At 73.0% G+C, this 13779-nt stretch carries 9 protein-coding genes; 6 read left to right on the plus strand and 3 right to left on the minus strand.

Annotated elements, in window-relative coordinates; translation table 11 throughout:
- Positions 1-201 precede the first annotated feature (201 nt).
- Positions 202-1929, minus strand: a complete 1728-nt coding sequence (locus IEZ03_RS03590) for a glycoside hydrolase family 6 protein (RefSeq protein ID WP_184884043.1) — start codon at positions 1927-1929, stop codon at positions 202-204.
- Between the two features lie 44 nt (positions 1930-1973).
- The gene (locus tag IEZ03_RS03595; protein ID WP_184884045.1) at positions 1974-3461 is read right to left on the minus strand and encodes a cellulase family glycosylhydrolase; all 1488 of its coding nucleotides are present in this window, start codon (positions 3459-3461) and stop codon (positions 1974-1976) included.
- Positions 3462-3756: 295 nt separating this feature from the next.
- Between IEZ03_RS03595 and IEZ03_RS03600 the strand changes: the two genes are divergently transcribed.
- The 4 genes from IEZ03_RS03600 (at position 3757) to IEZ03_RS03615 (ending at position 9989) form a co-directional block, all read left to right on the plus strand.
- The gene (locus tag IEZ03_RS03600; RefSeq protein ID WP_184884047.1) at positions 3757-4803 is read left to right on the plus strand and encodes a LacI family DNA-binding transcriptional regulator; all 1047 of its coding nucleotides are present in this window, start codon (positions 3757-3759) and stop codon (positions 4801-4803) included.
- Between the two features lie 114 nt (positions 4804-4917).
- Complete coding sequence (locus IEZ03_RS03605; RefSeq protein WP_184884048.1) at positions 4918-7842, plus strand: glycoside hydrolase family 48 protein; 2925 nt, start codon at positions 4918-4920, stop codon at positions 7840-7842.
- 76 nt (positions 7843-7918) lie between these two features.
- Positions 7919-9109, plus strand: a complete 1191-nt coding sequence (gene dinB, locus IEZ03_RS03610; protein WP_184884050.1) for a DNA polymerase IV — start codon at positions 7919-7921, stop codon at positions 9107-9109.
- A 73-nt stretch (positions 9110-9182) separates the two neighbouring features.
- Positions 9183-9989: an SAM-dependent methyltransferase gene (locus IEZ03_RS03615; RefSeq protein ID WP_184884052.1), complete on the plus strand. Its 807-nt coding sequence runs from the start codon at positions 9183-9185 to the stop codon at positions 9987-9989.
- Positions 9990-9992: 3 nt separating this feature from the next.
- Here IEZ03_RS03615 and IEZ03_RS03620 read toward each other — a convergent pair whose 3' ends face one another.
- Positions 9993-10751 carry a nucleotidyl cyclase domain-containing protein gene (locus IEZ03_RS03620; protein WP_221480706.1) on the minus strand — a complete coding sequence of 253 codons (759 nt, stop codon included), beginning with the start codon at positions 10749-10751 and terminating at the stop codon, positions 9993-9995.
- Between the two features lie 316 nt (positions 10752-11067).
- Here IEZ03_RS03620 and IEZ03_RS03625 point away from each other — a divergent pair, with 316 nt between their 5' ends.
- Entirely contained in the window at positions 11068-12879 is a 1812-nt protein-coding gene (locus tag IEZ03_RS03625) for a sensor histidine kinase (RefSeq protein WP_184884054.1), read from the plus strand.
- Complete coding sequence (locus IEZ03_RS03630; RefSeq protein WP_184884056.1) at positions 12870-13544, plus strand: response regulator transcription factor; 675 nt, start codon at positions 12870-12872, stop codon at positions 13542-13544. The genes IEZ03_RS03625 and IEZ03_RS03630 overlap by 10 nt, the downstream gene beginning before the upstream one ends.
- The last annotated feature ends 235 nt before the right edge of the window (positions 13545-13779 follow it).

Below are 13779 nucleotides of genomic sequence, written 5' to 3' on the forward strand. Positions count from 1 at the left end.
TCCAGGACCGGGCTCCCGAAGACGGAAGCTCCCGAAGACAAGAGAATGTGGCCCGCGGCATCCGACAGGGGATGCCGCGGGCCGCTCCCTTTTCCCGGCAGGCCGCGAAGGGGGACGGGCGGCCGATCCCGGCCCGGACAGGGAGAGGCCCCGTGACCGGAGCGGATCACGGGGCCGTTTCCCTGGGTGGCCGGCTACCTGCTACTGCACGGGCGGGTAGGCGTTCGCGAGCAGCTCACGGAACTGCGCGGAGAACCAGTGCCCGGAGATCGGCGCGTCCGGCAGGGCGCCGCTCGGGTTGTTGCCGTTGCGCGGGTTGCCCCCGTAGGCGGGGTCGCACATCTCGTCGAAGCCCTTGCCCTCCTCGTTCGGGATCTCCTCGCTCGCCCCGTCCGACTCGCCGGGCGGCTTGATCCACACGTAGGCGTCGATGCCCGGCTCGGGGTTCGCGGTCGGCCGCTCGCCGAGGCCCGCCCCGGACTGGTTGCACCAGTTGCCGAGGTGGATGCGCCGGTCGGTCCGGCCGCCGTCGACATAGGCGTCCACGTCCGTCGTCGGGCCGGGGCCCGCCGGGCGCTCGGAGCCGCCCCAGCCGTTGCGGCTGGTGTCGATGAGCATGCCGATGCCCTGGTCGAACCCGTTGCCGATGAGCTCCTGCCGGTACGCCTGCGCGTACGACAGCTCGTCCACGTAGCGGTTCCAGTCGACCCACGAGGACTGCCGGACGGACGTGCCGCCGACCGAGTCGTCGATGGTGAAGTGGGGCTCCTTCAGCGCCCCGTAGTTGGCCGTGTTGGTGATGAACCCGGCCACGTTGCCCAGTGAGCCGGACTGCTGGGCGACCTCGGTGAGCAGGTCGGCGGAGGAGGAGAAGTTGTCGTCCCAGCCGAGCCAGCCGTGGTGGCCGATGTCGATGTAGTTGTAGACGTTCGGGATGGCGCCGAGCTTCTGCAGCGCGTAGGCGATGCCCTTCTGGTAGTTGCCGTTCTCCAGCATCTCGTTGCAGTTCTCGGTCGCGACGTCCCCGGTGCCCACGTTGGTGACCAGGTTCGGCAGCGAGTCGATCTCCACGACCGTGACGATCCGCAGGCCGGCGTACGCGTCGTCGCCGAGGATCTCCGCGATCGGGTCGATGAACTCCGCCTTGTACCTGTCGATCTCGTCCGGGCCGAGCTCGCCGTTGGACGCGAGCGCGGCGCAGTCGCGTCCGGGCAGGTTGTAGACCACGACCTGGATCGTGTCGGCGCCCTGGTCGACCGCCTCGTCCAGGTGGTCGCGCAGGCCCATCCGGCCGCTGGCGCCCTCGATCGCCGCGATGCGGTCCATCCAGACGCCGGTCGGCTCGTCGGCGACGGCGGAGCCGCCCGGTTCGGAGGCGGCGTTGGCCGACCACTCGGGGTTCACGTACACATCTGCGCCGGCGTACGGGTTGTCGACGCGGTCACCCGGCGGATCGGTGGGCGGATCCGTCGTCGGCGGGTCGGTCGGGCCCGTCGTCCCGTCGCAGACGGTCCCGTTCAGCGTGAACCGGGCGGGGGCCGCGTTGCTGCCGGAGTAGGTCGCCTGGAACCCGGGGGTGACGGACGCGCCGGTGCCGAGCGTGCTGCTCCAGCTCGGGTTCGTCACGGTGACGTGCGCGCCCGACTGCGAGAACGTCCCGTTCCAGCCGGACGTCACCCGCTGGTTCCCGGGGAAGTCCCACTCCAGCGTCCAGCCGCCGGTGATCGGGTCGCCGAGGTTGGTGACCGCGACGTTGGCGGTGAAGCCGCTGCCCCAGTCGTTGGTGGTGTAGTCGACTCTGCACCCGGCGGCCGCGCTGGCCTGGGTCTGGGCCAGCGCGACCGTGCCTGAGGCGAGCAGGAGTGCGGCCGATGCGGCCGCGAGGCCGCGGCGGGCGCCGCGGCTCCTGCGCGCTGGGGGGTGTTTCATCCGGTTTCCTCCTCTGGTGGGGGTGGGCGTCGTGCCAGTGGGGGTCAGGGGGCGGCGAGCAGGTGGTCGCGGAGCCCGGCGCCGTACGGGGTCGGGGTGCCGTCGTAGGAGCTGATCAGGGAGGGGCCGCTGGAGCAGTCCCACGTGTTCCACGTCCAGCCGAGGTAGGACCCGCCGTGCGCGTCGAGCCAGGCCATCAGCCTGTCGGCGTAGCCGTGGGCGCAGGTGTTCTCGCCGAACTCGCCGGCGACGAGCGGGACCTGCGCGGCGACGGGCGCGATCTGCTCGTCCCAGCAGGCCTCGTCGCTGCAGTAGTTGAAGTTGTAGGAGTGCCAGGACGCCGCGAGGTTCCCGGTCGGGTCGGACGGCTTCATCGCGAGCCACCGGCTGAGGTCGTTGCTGTAGCTGTTGCCGCCGGCCAGGACGACGTTGGCGGCGCCGGTGCCGCGGACGGCGTCGAGCAGGTCCTGCATCCCGGCCGCCTCGAAGGTCAGGCCGGGGCAGGCGTCCCCGCCGTCCCGCCAGCACTGCCACGCCTGCTCGTAGTCCATGACCTGGAGGTTGTTCGGGTACGGCTCGTTGAACAGGTCGAAGACCACGGCCCTGTCACCCTTGAACGCATTGGCCAGCTGCCTCCAGAACTCGGGCGCGTACTGGGCGTCCGGCATGGGCTTGAGGCACTCGGCCGCCGCCGTCTCGCAGTGGCTGTCGTAACCCGTCCACAGGCCGCGGCTCCAGTGCAGCTCCAGGATCGGCGTGATGCCGTTCTCCTTGAGAAGGGCGACGTAGTCCTTGACCGCGTTCTGGTACGCGGTGCCGCGGTAGGCGGGATCGACGTTCTCCAGCCCCAGCCAGCAGTCGGAGTTGAGCGGCACCCGGACCGCGTTGACGTTCCAGCTCCTGATGGCGGCGACCGACGCGGCGTCCATCGGGCCGTCCCAGAAGGCGTAGCCCTGCACGCAGGCGAACTCCCCGCCGGACCTGTTGACCCCGCGGAGCCGGACGGTGTCGCCGCCGGCGTCCACGAGCCTGTTGCCCGAGACGCTCAGCTCGGGGGCCGTCCCGTCGGGCGGGTCTGTCGGCGGGTCGGTGGGCGGATCGGTCGGTTCGCCGCCGCAGGCCGCGCCGTTCAGGGTGAAGCCGGACGGGGCGGTGTTCGTCCCGCTGTAGGTGAACTGCGCCCCGACCTGGACCGCCGCGCCGGTCGCGAGGGAGCCGTTCCAGCTCTCGTTGGTGACGGTGACCGTGCCGCCGGACTGGGACCACCGGCCGTTCCAGCCGTTCGCGAGCCGCTGGTTCCCGCCGTAGGCGTAGGTCAGCGTCCACGCGTCCACGGACGGTCCCAGGTTGGTGATCGTGAGAGCGGCCGTGAACCCGGTTCCCCAGTCGTTGGTGGTGTAGTCGACCTCGCAGGCGACCGCGGCTTGCGCGGTGCCGAGGGCCTGGCCGGCGCCGGTGACCAGCGAGCCCGCCGTGAGGAGGGCCCCGGCCAGCGCGGCCACCGCGGCGGTGCGGGGGGTGAGCGATCTCATCGGATCTCCGCTCTCACATCGGTGCGATCGGCTTGGGAGCGCTCCCACTCCTGGACTGACGGTGAACGTAGAACGGTCTGGCGCGGGTGGGGAAGACCTGTTCCATTCCTTTCACGAACTTTCACGGGGTCCTCGCGCACGCGGTGAGGGTGCGCGCGCGGCGGCGGCGAACCCGTGTCCCGGCGGCCCTTGACAGGGCGCGCGTCCGAACGGATTCTTGGGAGCGCTCCCACTACTCCCCGACCCGGCCCCACCCCCTCGCAAGGCCGGGAACCCCCGAAGGGAGTGCCAAAGCGTGACCCTCACCCACCCCACCGAAGAACCCGTCCACCCCGTCCTCCCCGCCCGCCCCCCGACCCTCGCGCACGTCGCCCAGCTCGCCGGAGTCTCCCCGGCGACCGCGTCCCGCGTGCTCAACGGATCCGCCCGGGTGAGCCGGGCCGCCCGGCTCCAGGTCGAGGCCGCCGTCGAGCGGCTCGGCTACGTCCGCCGCCGGGCGGGCTCCCCCGACCGCGTCTCCTCCGGGACGATCGCCGCCGTCGTGTGCGAGGACGGCTGCCGCGTCCTCGGCGACCCCTACTTCGCGCGCCTGCTGTGGGGCGTGCGGCGCGAGCTCGCCGGGCGCGCGCCGCTCGTCGTCCTCATGGCCGGCCGGGCGGAGGAGTGGCGGGCGACCACCGGCTACCTGCGCGGCGGGCAGGCCGAGGGCGTGCTGCTCCTCGGCGCCCGCCGCGACCATCTCGCGCCGCTGGTGCAGGCGGCCGCGGGCGCCCCGGTCGTGCTGGCCGGCCGGCCCCTGGAGGACGTCGCGCTCCCGTACGTCGACGTCGACAACCTGGGCGGTGCGCAGGCCGCCGTCCGGCACCTGCTCGCCTCCGGGCGGCGCCGCATCGGCACGATCGCCGGGCCCCCCGACATGGGCGCGGGCGTGGACCGGCTGGCCGGCTACCGGCTCGCCGCACAGGAGGCCGGCATGGGCGTCAACGGGCTCGTCTGCCAGGGCGACTTCGGGCGGCTGTCCGGCGAGCGGGCGATGCGCCGGCTGCTGGAACGGCGGCCGGACGTCGACGCCGTGCTCGCCGCGTCCGACCAGATGGCCGTGGGCGCCCTCAGCGCGCTGCGCCGCGCGGGGCGCCGCGTCCCCGACGACGTGGCCGTCGTCGGGTTCGACGACGCCCCGGTCGCCCGGCAGGTGCGGCCCCGGCTGACGACCGTCCAGCAGCCGGCCGAGGACCTCGGTGCCCGGCTGGCCCGCGAGCTGCGGGCCTGCACCGGGGGCCGGCCCGCCGGCGAGCGCGCCGTCGTGCTGCGCACCAAGCTGATCATCCGGGAGTCCGGCTGACGACCCCGGGCTGACGCGGGCCGCTCGTCCCGCCTCTCTCCGCACCGCCACCGGACTCCGCCGGTGGCGGAGCCCGCCGTGCCCGGAGAACGGGCTCTACAGGAAGGAACACAGGTGAGAAGACGACAACGATGGCGCGCGCTCACCGCCGCGGGCGCCGTGCTGACGCTGCTCTTCGGCGGCCTGGGCGCCGTGGTGCCCGCGCAGGCCGCCGCGGCGTCCTGCAAGGTCGCCTACACGGCCAACGACTGGGGCAGCGGCTTCACGGCGAGCATCGACATCACCAACCAGGGCGACCCACTCAACGGCTGGGAGCTGACCTACTCCTACTCGGGGAACCAGCGGCTGACCAGCGGCTGGTCGGGCAGATGGTCCCAGTCCGGCTCGGAGATCACCGTCACGAACGAGAGCTGGAACGGGTCACTGGGCACGGGCGCGACCGTCAACGTGGGCGCGCAGTTCAGCTACAGCGGCACGAACGCCGAACCCACCGTGTTCACCCTCAACGGCACGCGCTGCAACGAGACCGCGCCCGCGCCGACCGTGGCACTGACCAGCCCGTCCGCCGGTGCGACGTACTCGGTGGGCGCCTCGGTGCCGCTGGCGGCGACCGCCCAGGCCGCAGACGGCGCGTCCATCGCCAAGGTCGAGTTCTTCAACCAGGACGGGAGCCTGGGCGCGGCCGACACCACCGCCCCATACAGCCTGAACTGGACGCCGTCCGAGGCCGGCGCCCACTCGGTCTACGCAAGGGCGACCGACAGCAACGGCGCGACCGGCGAGTCCACCCCGGTGGGCATCACGGTGACCGCCGAGGCGAGCGTCGTGGCGAGCCCGGCCGCGCTGACCGTCGCGCAGGGCTCGACCGCCACGTTCGGCGTCCGGCTGTCGGAGGCCCCGTCCGGCGACGTGACCGTGACGACGACCCGCACCGCGGGCAACAGCGGCCTGTCGGTCACCGGCGGCGGCACGCTCACGTTCACGCCGCAGAACTGGTCCACCGCCCGCAACGTGGAGATCACCGCGAACGACACCGGGACCGGCACCGCCACGTTCACCTCCACCGCGCCCGGCCACGCGGCCGCCGAGGTGACGGCGACGCAGGTCGAGACCGGCGGCGGCACCTACACGCAGCGGTTCCTCGACCAGTACAACAAGATCAAGGACCCGGCGAACGGCTACTTCAGCCCCGAGGGCATCCCGTACCACTCGGTCGAGACGTTCCTGATCGAGGCCCCGGACCACGGGCACCAGACGACGTCGGAGGCGTACAGCTACCTCATCTGGCTGGAGGCCATGTACGGCAAGGTCACGCAGAACTGGCAGCCGTTCAACGACTCCTGGTCGCTGATGGAGAGGTACATGATCCCGACCAGCGAGGACCAGCCGACGAACTCGTTCTACGACCCGTCCTCGCCCGCCACGTACGCCGCCGAGCATCCCGACCCGAGTGACTACCCGAGTCCGATCGACGACAGCGTCCCCACCGGCCAGGACCCGATCGCGTCGGAACTGGAGGCCGCGTACGGCACCGACGACGTCTACGGCATGCACTGGCTGCAGGACGTGGACAACGTCTACGGCTACGGCAACACGCCGGGCGGCGGCTGTGAAGAAGGGCCCGGCGCCGACGGCCCGTCCTACATCAACACCTACCAGCGCGGCTCGCAGGAATCGGTGTTCGAGACCGTCCCGCAGCCGACGTGCGACAGGTTCGAGTACGGCGGCCCCAACGGCTTCCTCGACCTGTTCATCGAGGACGACTCCTACGCCGAGCAGTGGAAGTTCACCAACGCGCCCGACGCCGACGCCCGCGCCATCCAGGCCGCGTACTGGGCCAACGTCTGGGCCGGCGAGCAGGGCAAGGCCGGCGAGGTCTCGGCCACCGTCGCCAAGGCGGGCAAGCTGGGCGACTACCTCCGGTACGCGTTCTTCGACAAGTACTTCAAGGAGATCGGCGACTGCCACCCCGCCTCGTCCTGCCCCGGCGGGACCGGCAAGAGCAGCGCCCACTACCTCCTGTCGTGGTACTACGCGTGGGGCGGTGCGCTGGACTCCGGCGCCGGCTGGGCGTGGCGCATCGGCGACGGCGCCTCGCACTTCGGCTACCAGAACCCCTTCGCCGCCTGGGCGCTGGTGAACGACCCGGCGCTCGCCCCGCGGGGCGCGACGGCGAAGGCCGACTGGGAGACCAGCCTCACCCGGCAGCTGCAGCTCTACAAGTGGCTGCAGTCCGCCGAGGGCGCCATCGCGGGCGGGGTCGCGAACAGCTGGGAGGGCAGCTACAGCACGCCGCCCTCGAACCTGACGACCTTCTTCGGCATGGCCTACGACTGGCAGCCCGTCTACCACGACCCGCCGAGCAACCAGTGGTTCGGCTTCCAGGCGTGGTCGATGGAGCGGGTCGCCGAGCTGTACCAGGTCACCGGCAACGCCGATGCCGAGGCGATCCTCGACAAGTGGGTCGACTGGGCGCTGTCGGAGACGACGGTGGACCCGGCCACGGGCGCCATCCAGATCCCGTCCACGCTGCGGTGGTCCGGGACGCCCGACGCCGACTGGTCGTCCGCGAGCGGCATGCCGTCGGCGAACACCGGCCTGCACGTCTCCGTCGAGGACCACACCGACGACGTCGGCGTCACCGCCGCGTACGCCAAGACCCTGACGTACTACGCGGCCAGGTCCGGCGACGAGGCCGCCAGGCAGACCGCCAAGGACCTCCTCGACGCCCTGTGGCGGCACACCGACGGCAAGGGCGTCACCGTCGAGGAGACGAAGGGCGACTACGACCGCGTCAACGACCCGGTCTACATCCCGCCGGGCTGGACCGGCACCATGCCGAACGGCGACCCGATCAACTCGAACTCGACGTTCATGTCCATCCGCTCCTTCTACGAGGACGACCCCGATTTCGACCGCGTGTGGGCCTACGCCAACGGCGAGACCTCCACACCCCCGGTGTTCACCTACCACCGCTTCTGGGCCCAGGCCGACATCGCCCTGGCGATGGCGGACTACGGCCGCCTCTTCAACGAGTGACCCCCTTCGGGGCCTGCGGCGGAGCCACCCCGCCGCAGGCCCCGCAAGGGCGAACGGACGCGGACTATGCGAACATATGTTCGTGTCGGGTGGTGCTGTGATCTTGCATGCCGACCTGGACGCGTTCTACGCGTCGGTCGAGCAGCGTGACGATCCCGGGCTGCGCGGGCGGCCGGTGATCGTCGGGTCGGGGGTGGTGCTGGCGGCCAGCTACGAGGCCAAGGCGCACGGTGTGCGGACCGCGATGAGCGGCGGGACGGCGCGGCGGCTCTGCCCGCGGGCGGTCGTCGTCAAGCCCCGGATGAGCGCCTACGCCGAGGCGAGCAAGGCGGTGTTCGCCGTCTTCCGCGCCACGACGCCGCTGGTGGAGGGGCTGTCGATCGACGAGGCGTTCCTCGACGTGGACGGGCTGCGGACGCCGCCCGCGGACGTCGCGGTGCGGCTGCGGCGGGAGGTCGCCGAGGAGGTCGGGCTGCCGATCACGGTCGGGGTGGCGCGCACCAAGTTCCTCGCCAAGGTCGCCAGCGGTGTCGCCAAGCCCGACGGGCTGCTGGTGGTGCCGCCCGAAGGGGAGATGGAGTTCCTGCGCCCGCTGCCGGTGCGGAGCCTGTGGGGCGTCGGCCGCGCGACCGCCGCCCGGCTCGCCCGGTACGGCGTCACGACGGTCGGGGACGTCGCCGACATGCCGGAGAGCACGCTCGTGTCGCTGCTCGGCCCCGGCGCCGGCGGCCACCTGCACGACCTGGCCCGCAACCGCGACCCGCGCCCGGTGCGCACCGGTGTCCGGCGCCGGTCGATGGGCGCGCAGCGGGCGCTGGGGCGCCGCGCCCGGTCGCCGGAGGAGCTGGACGCCATGCTCGTCGGCCTGGCCGACCGCCTCGGGGGCCGGCTGCGCGCGGCGCGGCGGCTGTGCCGGACGGTCACGCTCCGGCTGCGGTTCGGCGACTTCGCGCGGGCCACGCGCTCGCGGACGCTGCCGCAGGCGACCGCCGAGACGCCGCGGATCCTGGACGTGGCGCGCGGCCTGCTCGCCGCCGCCGGGCCGCTGATCGCGAGCCGCGGGCTCACCCTGATCGGCCTCTCGCTCGGCGACCTGCGCGACGACCGGGCCGTGCAGCTCGCGCTCCCGCTGGACGGGGTCCCGTGGGCGGGGGAGGTGGACGCCGCGGTCGACGGCGTCCGTGGCCGGTTCGGGCCGTCGGCGATCACCCGCGCGGTGCTCCTCGGCCGTGATCAGGGCATGTCCGTCCCGCTGCCGCCGGACTGAGATACGCGCCCCCGCGGGCGATTCGTCCGGTCTCCGTGAGACCATCGGTGCTCCGGGGACGAGTGGAGCAGCGATGGCCGATGAGAGGTGGCCTCCCGCCGAGGTCGATCTGACGACGCCCAACACGGCGCGGATCTACGACTACCTGCTCGGCGGCAAGGACAACTACGCCGCCGACCGCGAGGTGGCCGAGCAGCTGATCGAGCTCATCCCCGAGGCGCGGCTGGCGGCACGGGAGAACCACGCCTTCATCGGCCGCGCGGTCCGCCTCCTCGCCTGCGAGGGGGTCCGCCAGTTCATCGACATCGGCAGCAAGCTGCCCGCCCGCGGGAACGTCCGCGAGGTCGCCACCGAGGTGGCGCCGGACGCGGCGGTCGTGTTCGCCGACGGCGACCCGGTCGTGCTGGTGCACGCGCGGGCCCTGCTCGCCAGGACGCCGCGCACGGCGGTGGCGAGCTGCGACCCGCTGCGCCCCGAGACCGTGACCCGCGCCCCGGAGGTCCGCGCGCTCATCGACTTCGAGCGGCCGGTGGCGTGCGTGCTCGACCGCGTCCTGCACTTCATCGACGACGACGCCGAGGCCGCCGCGGCCGTCCGGCGCCTGCACGACGCGCTGCCGCCCGGCAGCCACCTGGTGTTCACGCACATCACCCAGGACCCGGAGCCGGAGTCGGGCGAGGGCGTCGGCAAGGTGTTCAAGCCGACCAGCGGCCACTTCTGGGGCCGCAGCCGCGCCGAGATCCTCGACATCGTCGGATCCTTCGACCTCCTCGAACCGGGCCTCACCTACACGCCGCAGTGGCGGCCCGACCCGTACGGACCCCCGGTCGAGCATCCGGAGCGGACCTTCACCCTCGCGGGCGTCGGCCGCCGGCGCTGACCGTCAGCCGGCGCGCCGGTGCAGCAGGCGCCGCGTCCGCGCGGCGAGGCCGGGCGGCGCGGCGGGCGCCAGCGCGGTGCCGCTGTGGACCCAGCCCCGGTGGCTCCGGCCGGTGACCCGCAGCCGGACGAGCGGGACGTACGACTCCGCCCGGATGCCCTCGTAGCCGTGCCGCACGATCGACTGGTAGATGTCGTCGGACACGACCAGGACCAGCGGCGCGGCGGTGCGCCGCAGCGCGAGCTTCGCCTCCGGCGAGTCCAGTAGCCGGAAGGCGACGTCGAGCGCCTCGCCGAAATTGCCGCGCCCGTCATTGTGCACCTCTCCGGCGTGCAGGACGACGCGAATGCGAATTCGGCGGTCGCCGCCCGGGGCGATCAGCCGCTCCGCATTGTATTCCGCCAGCAGGGCGGACAGGAGCGGCATGACCGGGTGCAGCAGCAGCGTTTTCGGCACCTCGTCCAGCGGCGGGATGAGAACGAGCACCCCGTCGCCGCGGTCGACGTACTCCTCCCGGTGTCCCGGCACGATTCCGGCGCGGTTGAACGCCTCCTCCAGCAACCGGTAGAGCACGTGGCGCAACTCCGCCTTGACCGGGTCGGTGCGCGTCGTCGAGCCTTCGATGTCGACCGCCAGGATGGTGCGGTAGCGCGGCCGGAGCCGCGCCCTGTCCAGGACCGGCAGCCTCGGCCCCGACGCGTCGACGAGGACGGGGCGGCGGACCCCCGCCCGCCCCCCGTCCACCACCGTCTCACCGTTCATTTCCCCCGCGCCCCTTTCCCCCCTTGCGCCCCTGCCGAGCGAAAACGATCCTTGCATTCGTGAATCGAATCGGCAATCCAGGTGAGCCCGGATACGGTCCCGGGGTTTCCCGGGACCGTTTCCCGGCAATGTGAATTCCGTTCGGGTAAGGGGAAGTCCCGCATCGATCGGATAACGCCCCCGTGGTCAGGCGGGACGGTCGGGGAAACTGCCCGTGCGGCCGGTTCCGCCGTCCGCACGGCCGTACCGGCCCCGGGAAACCACGGACCCCCGCACCGTGGGTTTCCGGTGGCAGGACGTGTCCGCAGGTCCGAGCATGGAGAGGGTGGTCGTGGTGATTTCCGCCCCCCGGAGACGCAGGTCGCCGGCGTGGTTCGGCGCGGAGACGAGGCGCGCCCTCGCCGCCGGGCTCGCGGTGGCGGGGCTGGCGCTCGTCGCCGGCTGGCCGTACTGGCGTGACCATCCGGGGGCCGCGGCGATCACGCTGGTGAGCTGCGCCGGGCTCGCGGTGGTGGGCGTCCTGCTCGCGACGGGCGGACGGACGCGGCGCACCGGCCTGCTGTTCCTGACCGCGTCGGTGTGCTGGGCGGCCAACTGGGCGGCGAGCTGGGACGCGGGCATCGGCCCGATCATGTCGCCGTACGCGCAGGCCGAGTTCTACCTCGCGCTGGGCGTCGGCGTCCTGATGTATCCGAGCGGGCGGCTGGAGTACCCGGTCGACCGGATCTGGACGGCCGCGGCATGCGTGATCCTGCTGGTCTGCCCGACGGCGCTGTGGGTGACGTCCAAACCGGAATGGGCCGCGTTTCGCGGCGAGTCGGTGTGGTGGCCCGCGCCGTTCCCCGACTTCGAGCTGTTCCAGACCGTGCTCCAGGTCTCCGCGGTGCTGTATCTCCTGCTGGCCTTGTCGTTCGCCGTCGTGCTGCTCCTGCGGCTGCCGCGGATGGGACGGCTGCGGCGCCTGCTCACCCTCCCGGTGACCGGCGCGCTGGCGTTCGTCGGCATCTCCGCCGCGGTGACCCAGAAGCCGATCATGGAGGCGTCGATCCCGCTGGACGACCTCCTCCAGGTCTACGTGGTCCAGGGCGCGGTCGTCGTCCTCGTGCCGCTGACGCTGCTGGCGTCCGGGCTGCGCCTGCGCATCGGCGAGCTGACCGTCGCGGGCCGGATGCTGCGGCTCACCGCGCCGGTGTCGGTCGAGCGGGTCCGCGACGCGCTGCGCGACGTCCTGCACGACCCGACGCTGGAGTTATGGTTCTGGGCGCCGATGGAGGAGACCTACGTCGACACCCGTGGGCGTCCGGCCGACATCGACCCGGATTTCGAGCGGGACATCGACCCGGGCGGCGAGGCGGGACGCTGGCGGCACCGGGTGGTCAGCGCCTCGGGGGACAGGCTCGCCGTCGTGGAGCTCGGCGGCGCGCTCCGCTACCACGAGTCCCTGGTCGAGGCCGCGCTGGTCGCCGGCGGCCGGGCGCTGGAGACCGCGCGGCTGCAGGCCAGCGTGCACGCGGGGCTGGAGCAGGTCCGCTCCGCCTACCGCAGGCTCGTCCGCGCCGAGACCGTGGAGCGCGAGCGGCTCGCCCGGGACCTGCACGACGGGGCCCAGCAGCGGCTCCTGGCGCTCGGCGCGATGCTCGGCACGCTGGAGGCCGTGACCGACGACCCCGTGGTCAAGGAGCACGCCAGGACCTGCCGCGCCGAGCTGGTGGAGGCGCTCGGCGAGCTGCGGGCGCTGGCCCGCGAGGTGCAGCCGGCGCTGCTCGCGCAGGACGGCCTCGGCCCCGCGCTGGAGGTCGTCGCCGAACGGCTCGGCACCCGGGTCAAGCTCGACGTCACCGGCCGCCGGTTCTCCCGCGAGATCGAGTCCACGCTTTACTCTGCGCTTTGCGAGGCGCTGTCGTACGCTGTCGAGCGCGCGCGTGCGTCAGAGGTGCTGGTGCGCGTCGGCGCCGAGGGCGGGCGGCTGGTCGCGGAGGTGAGCTGCGACGGCGCGGGCGGCCCGGCCGCCGGTCCCGCCGACCTGCCGGGGCTGTCCGGCCGGCTCCGGGCGCTGCGCGGGCACGTGGAATTCGACGGCGGCCCCGGGCGGGGCACGACGGTGAGGATGGACCTGCCATGCGAGTAGCCGTGGCCGAGGACAGCGGGATCTTCCGGCAGGCCCTGGTCACCCTGCTCACCACGGTCGGCATCGAGGTCGTCGTGTCCGCCGCCTCCGGTGACGAGCTCGTCACCCGCGTCGCGGGCGACCCGCCCGACGTGGCGATCATCGACCTGCACATGCCGCCGACCTACACCAACGAGGGCGTCGTCGCCGCGCGGCGCCTCCTCGACCGGCACCCGGGCACCGGCGTGCTCGTCCTGTCGGCCTACAACGAGACGCCGCAGGCGATGGAGCTGTTCCGCGACCAGCCGCGCGGCGTCGGGTACCTGCTGAAGGACCACGTCACCGACGTGGAGAACCTGCGGTCCGCGCTGGAGCGGGTGATGCGCGGCGAGGTCGTCATCGACCCGGACGTCGTGAGCAGGCTCGTCGAGGCCCGGCACCGGGAGCACGAGCTGGCCCGGCTGTCCGAGCGCGAGCGGGAGGTGCTGGCGCTGATGGCCGAGGGGCACTCCAACGCGGGGATCGGCAAGCGGCTGCACCTGTCCGCCCGCACCGTCGAGGACCACGTCCGGGCCATCTTCACCAAGCTGAAGATCGTCTCGTCGGGCGGGCCGCCGGGGCCGCAGGACAGCAACAAGCGGGTGCTCGCCGTCCTCACCTGGCTGCGCGCCGCGGACGCGCGCTGAGCCCGCGGGCATCAATCGGGTAACGGGCCCTCGCGTCCGGCGCTCCGGGTGCGGAACACTGACCGTGCCGGTCGGACCGCGTCAGCGTTCCGGTGGGCGGTCCCGCGTGCCACCGGGACGCGTCCCGGGCCCGCCCTTCCCGGGGCCGCGCCCGGCATACGCCCATGCTCCCGGCCCGGCCGCGCCGCGCGCATCCGGGGAAACCACGGAGCCCGCCCGGGACGGCACGGAAGAT

The sequence above is a fragment of the Actinomadura livida genome (genome assembly GCF_014648675.1).
In the GTDB taxonomy this organism is placed as follows: domain Bacteria; phylum Actinomycetota; class Actinomycetes; order Streptosporangiales; family Streptosporangiaceae; genus Spirillospora; species Spirillospora livida.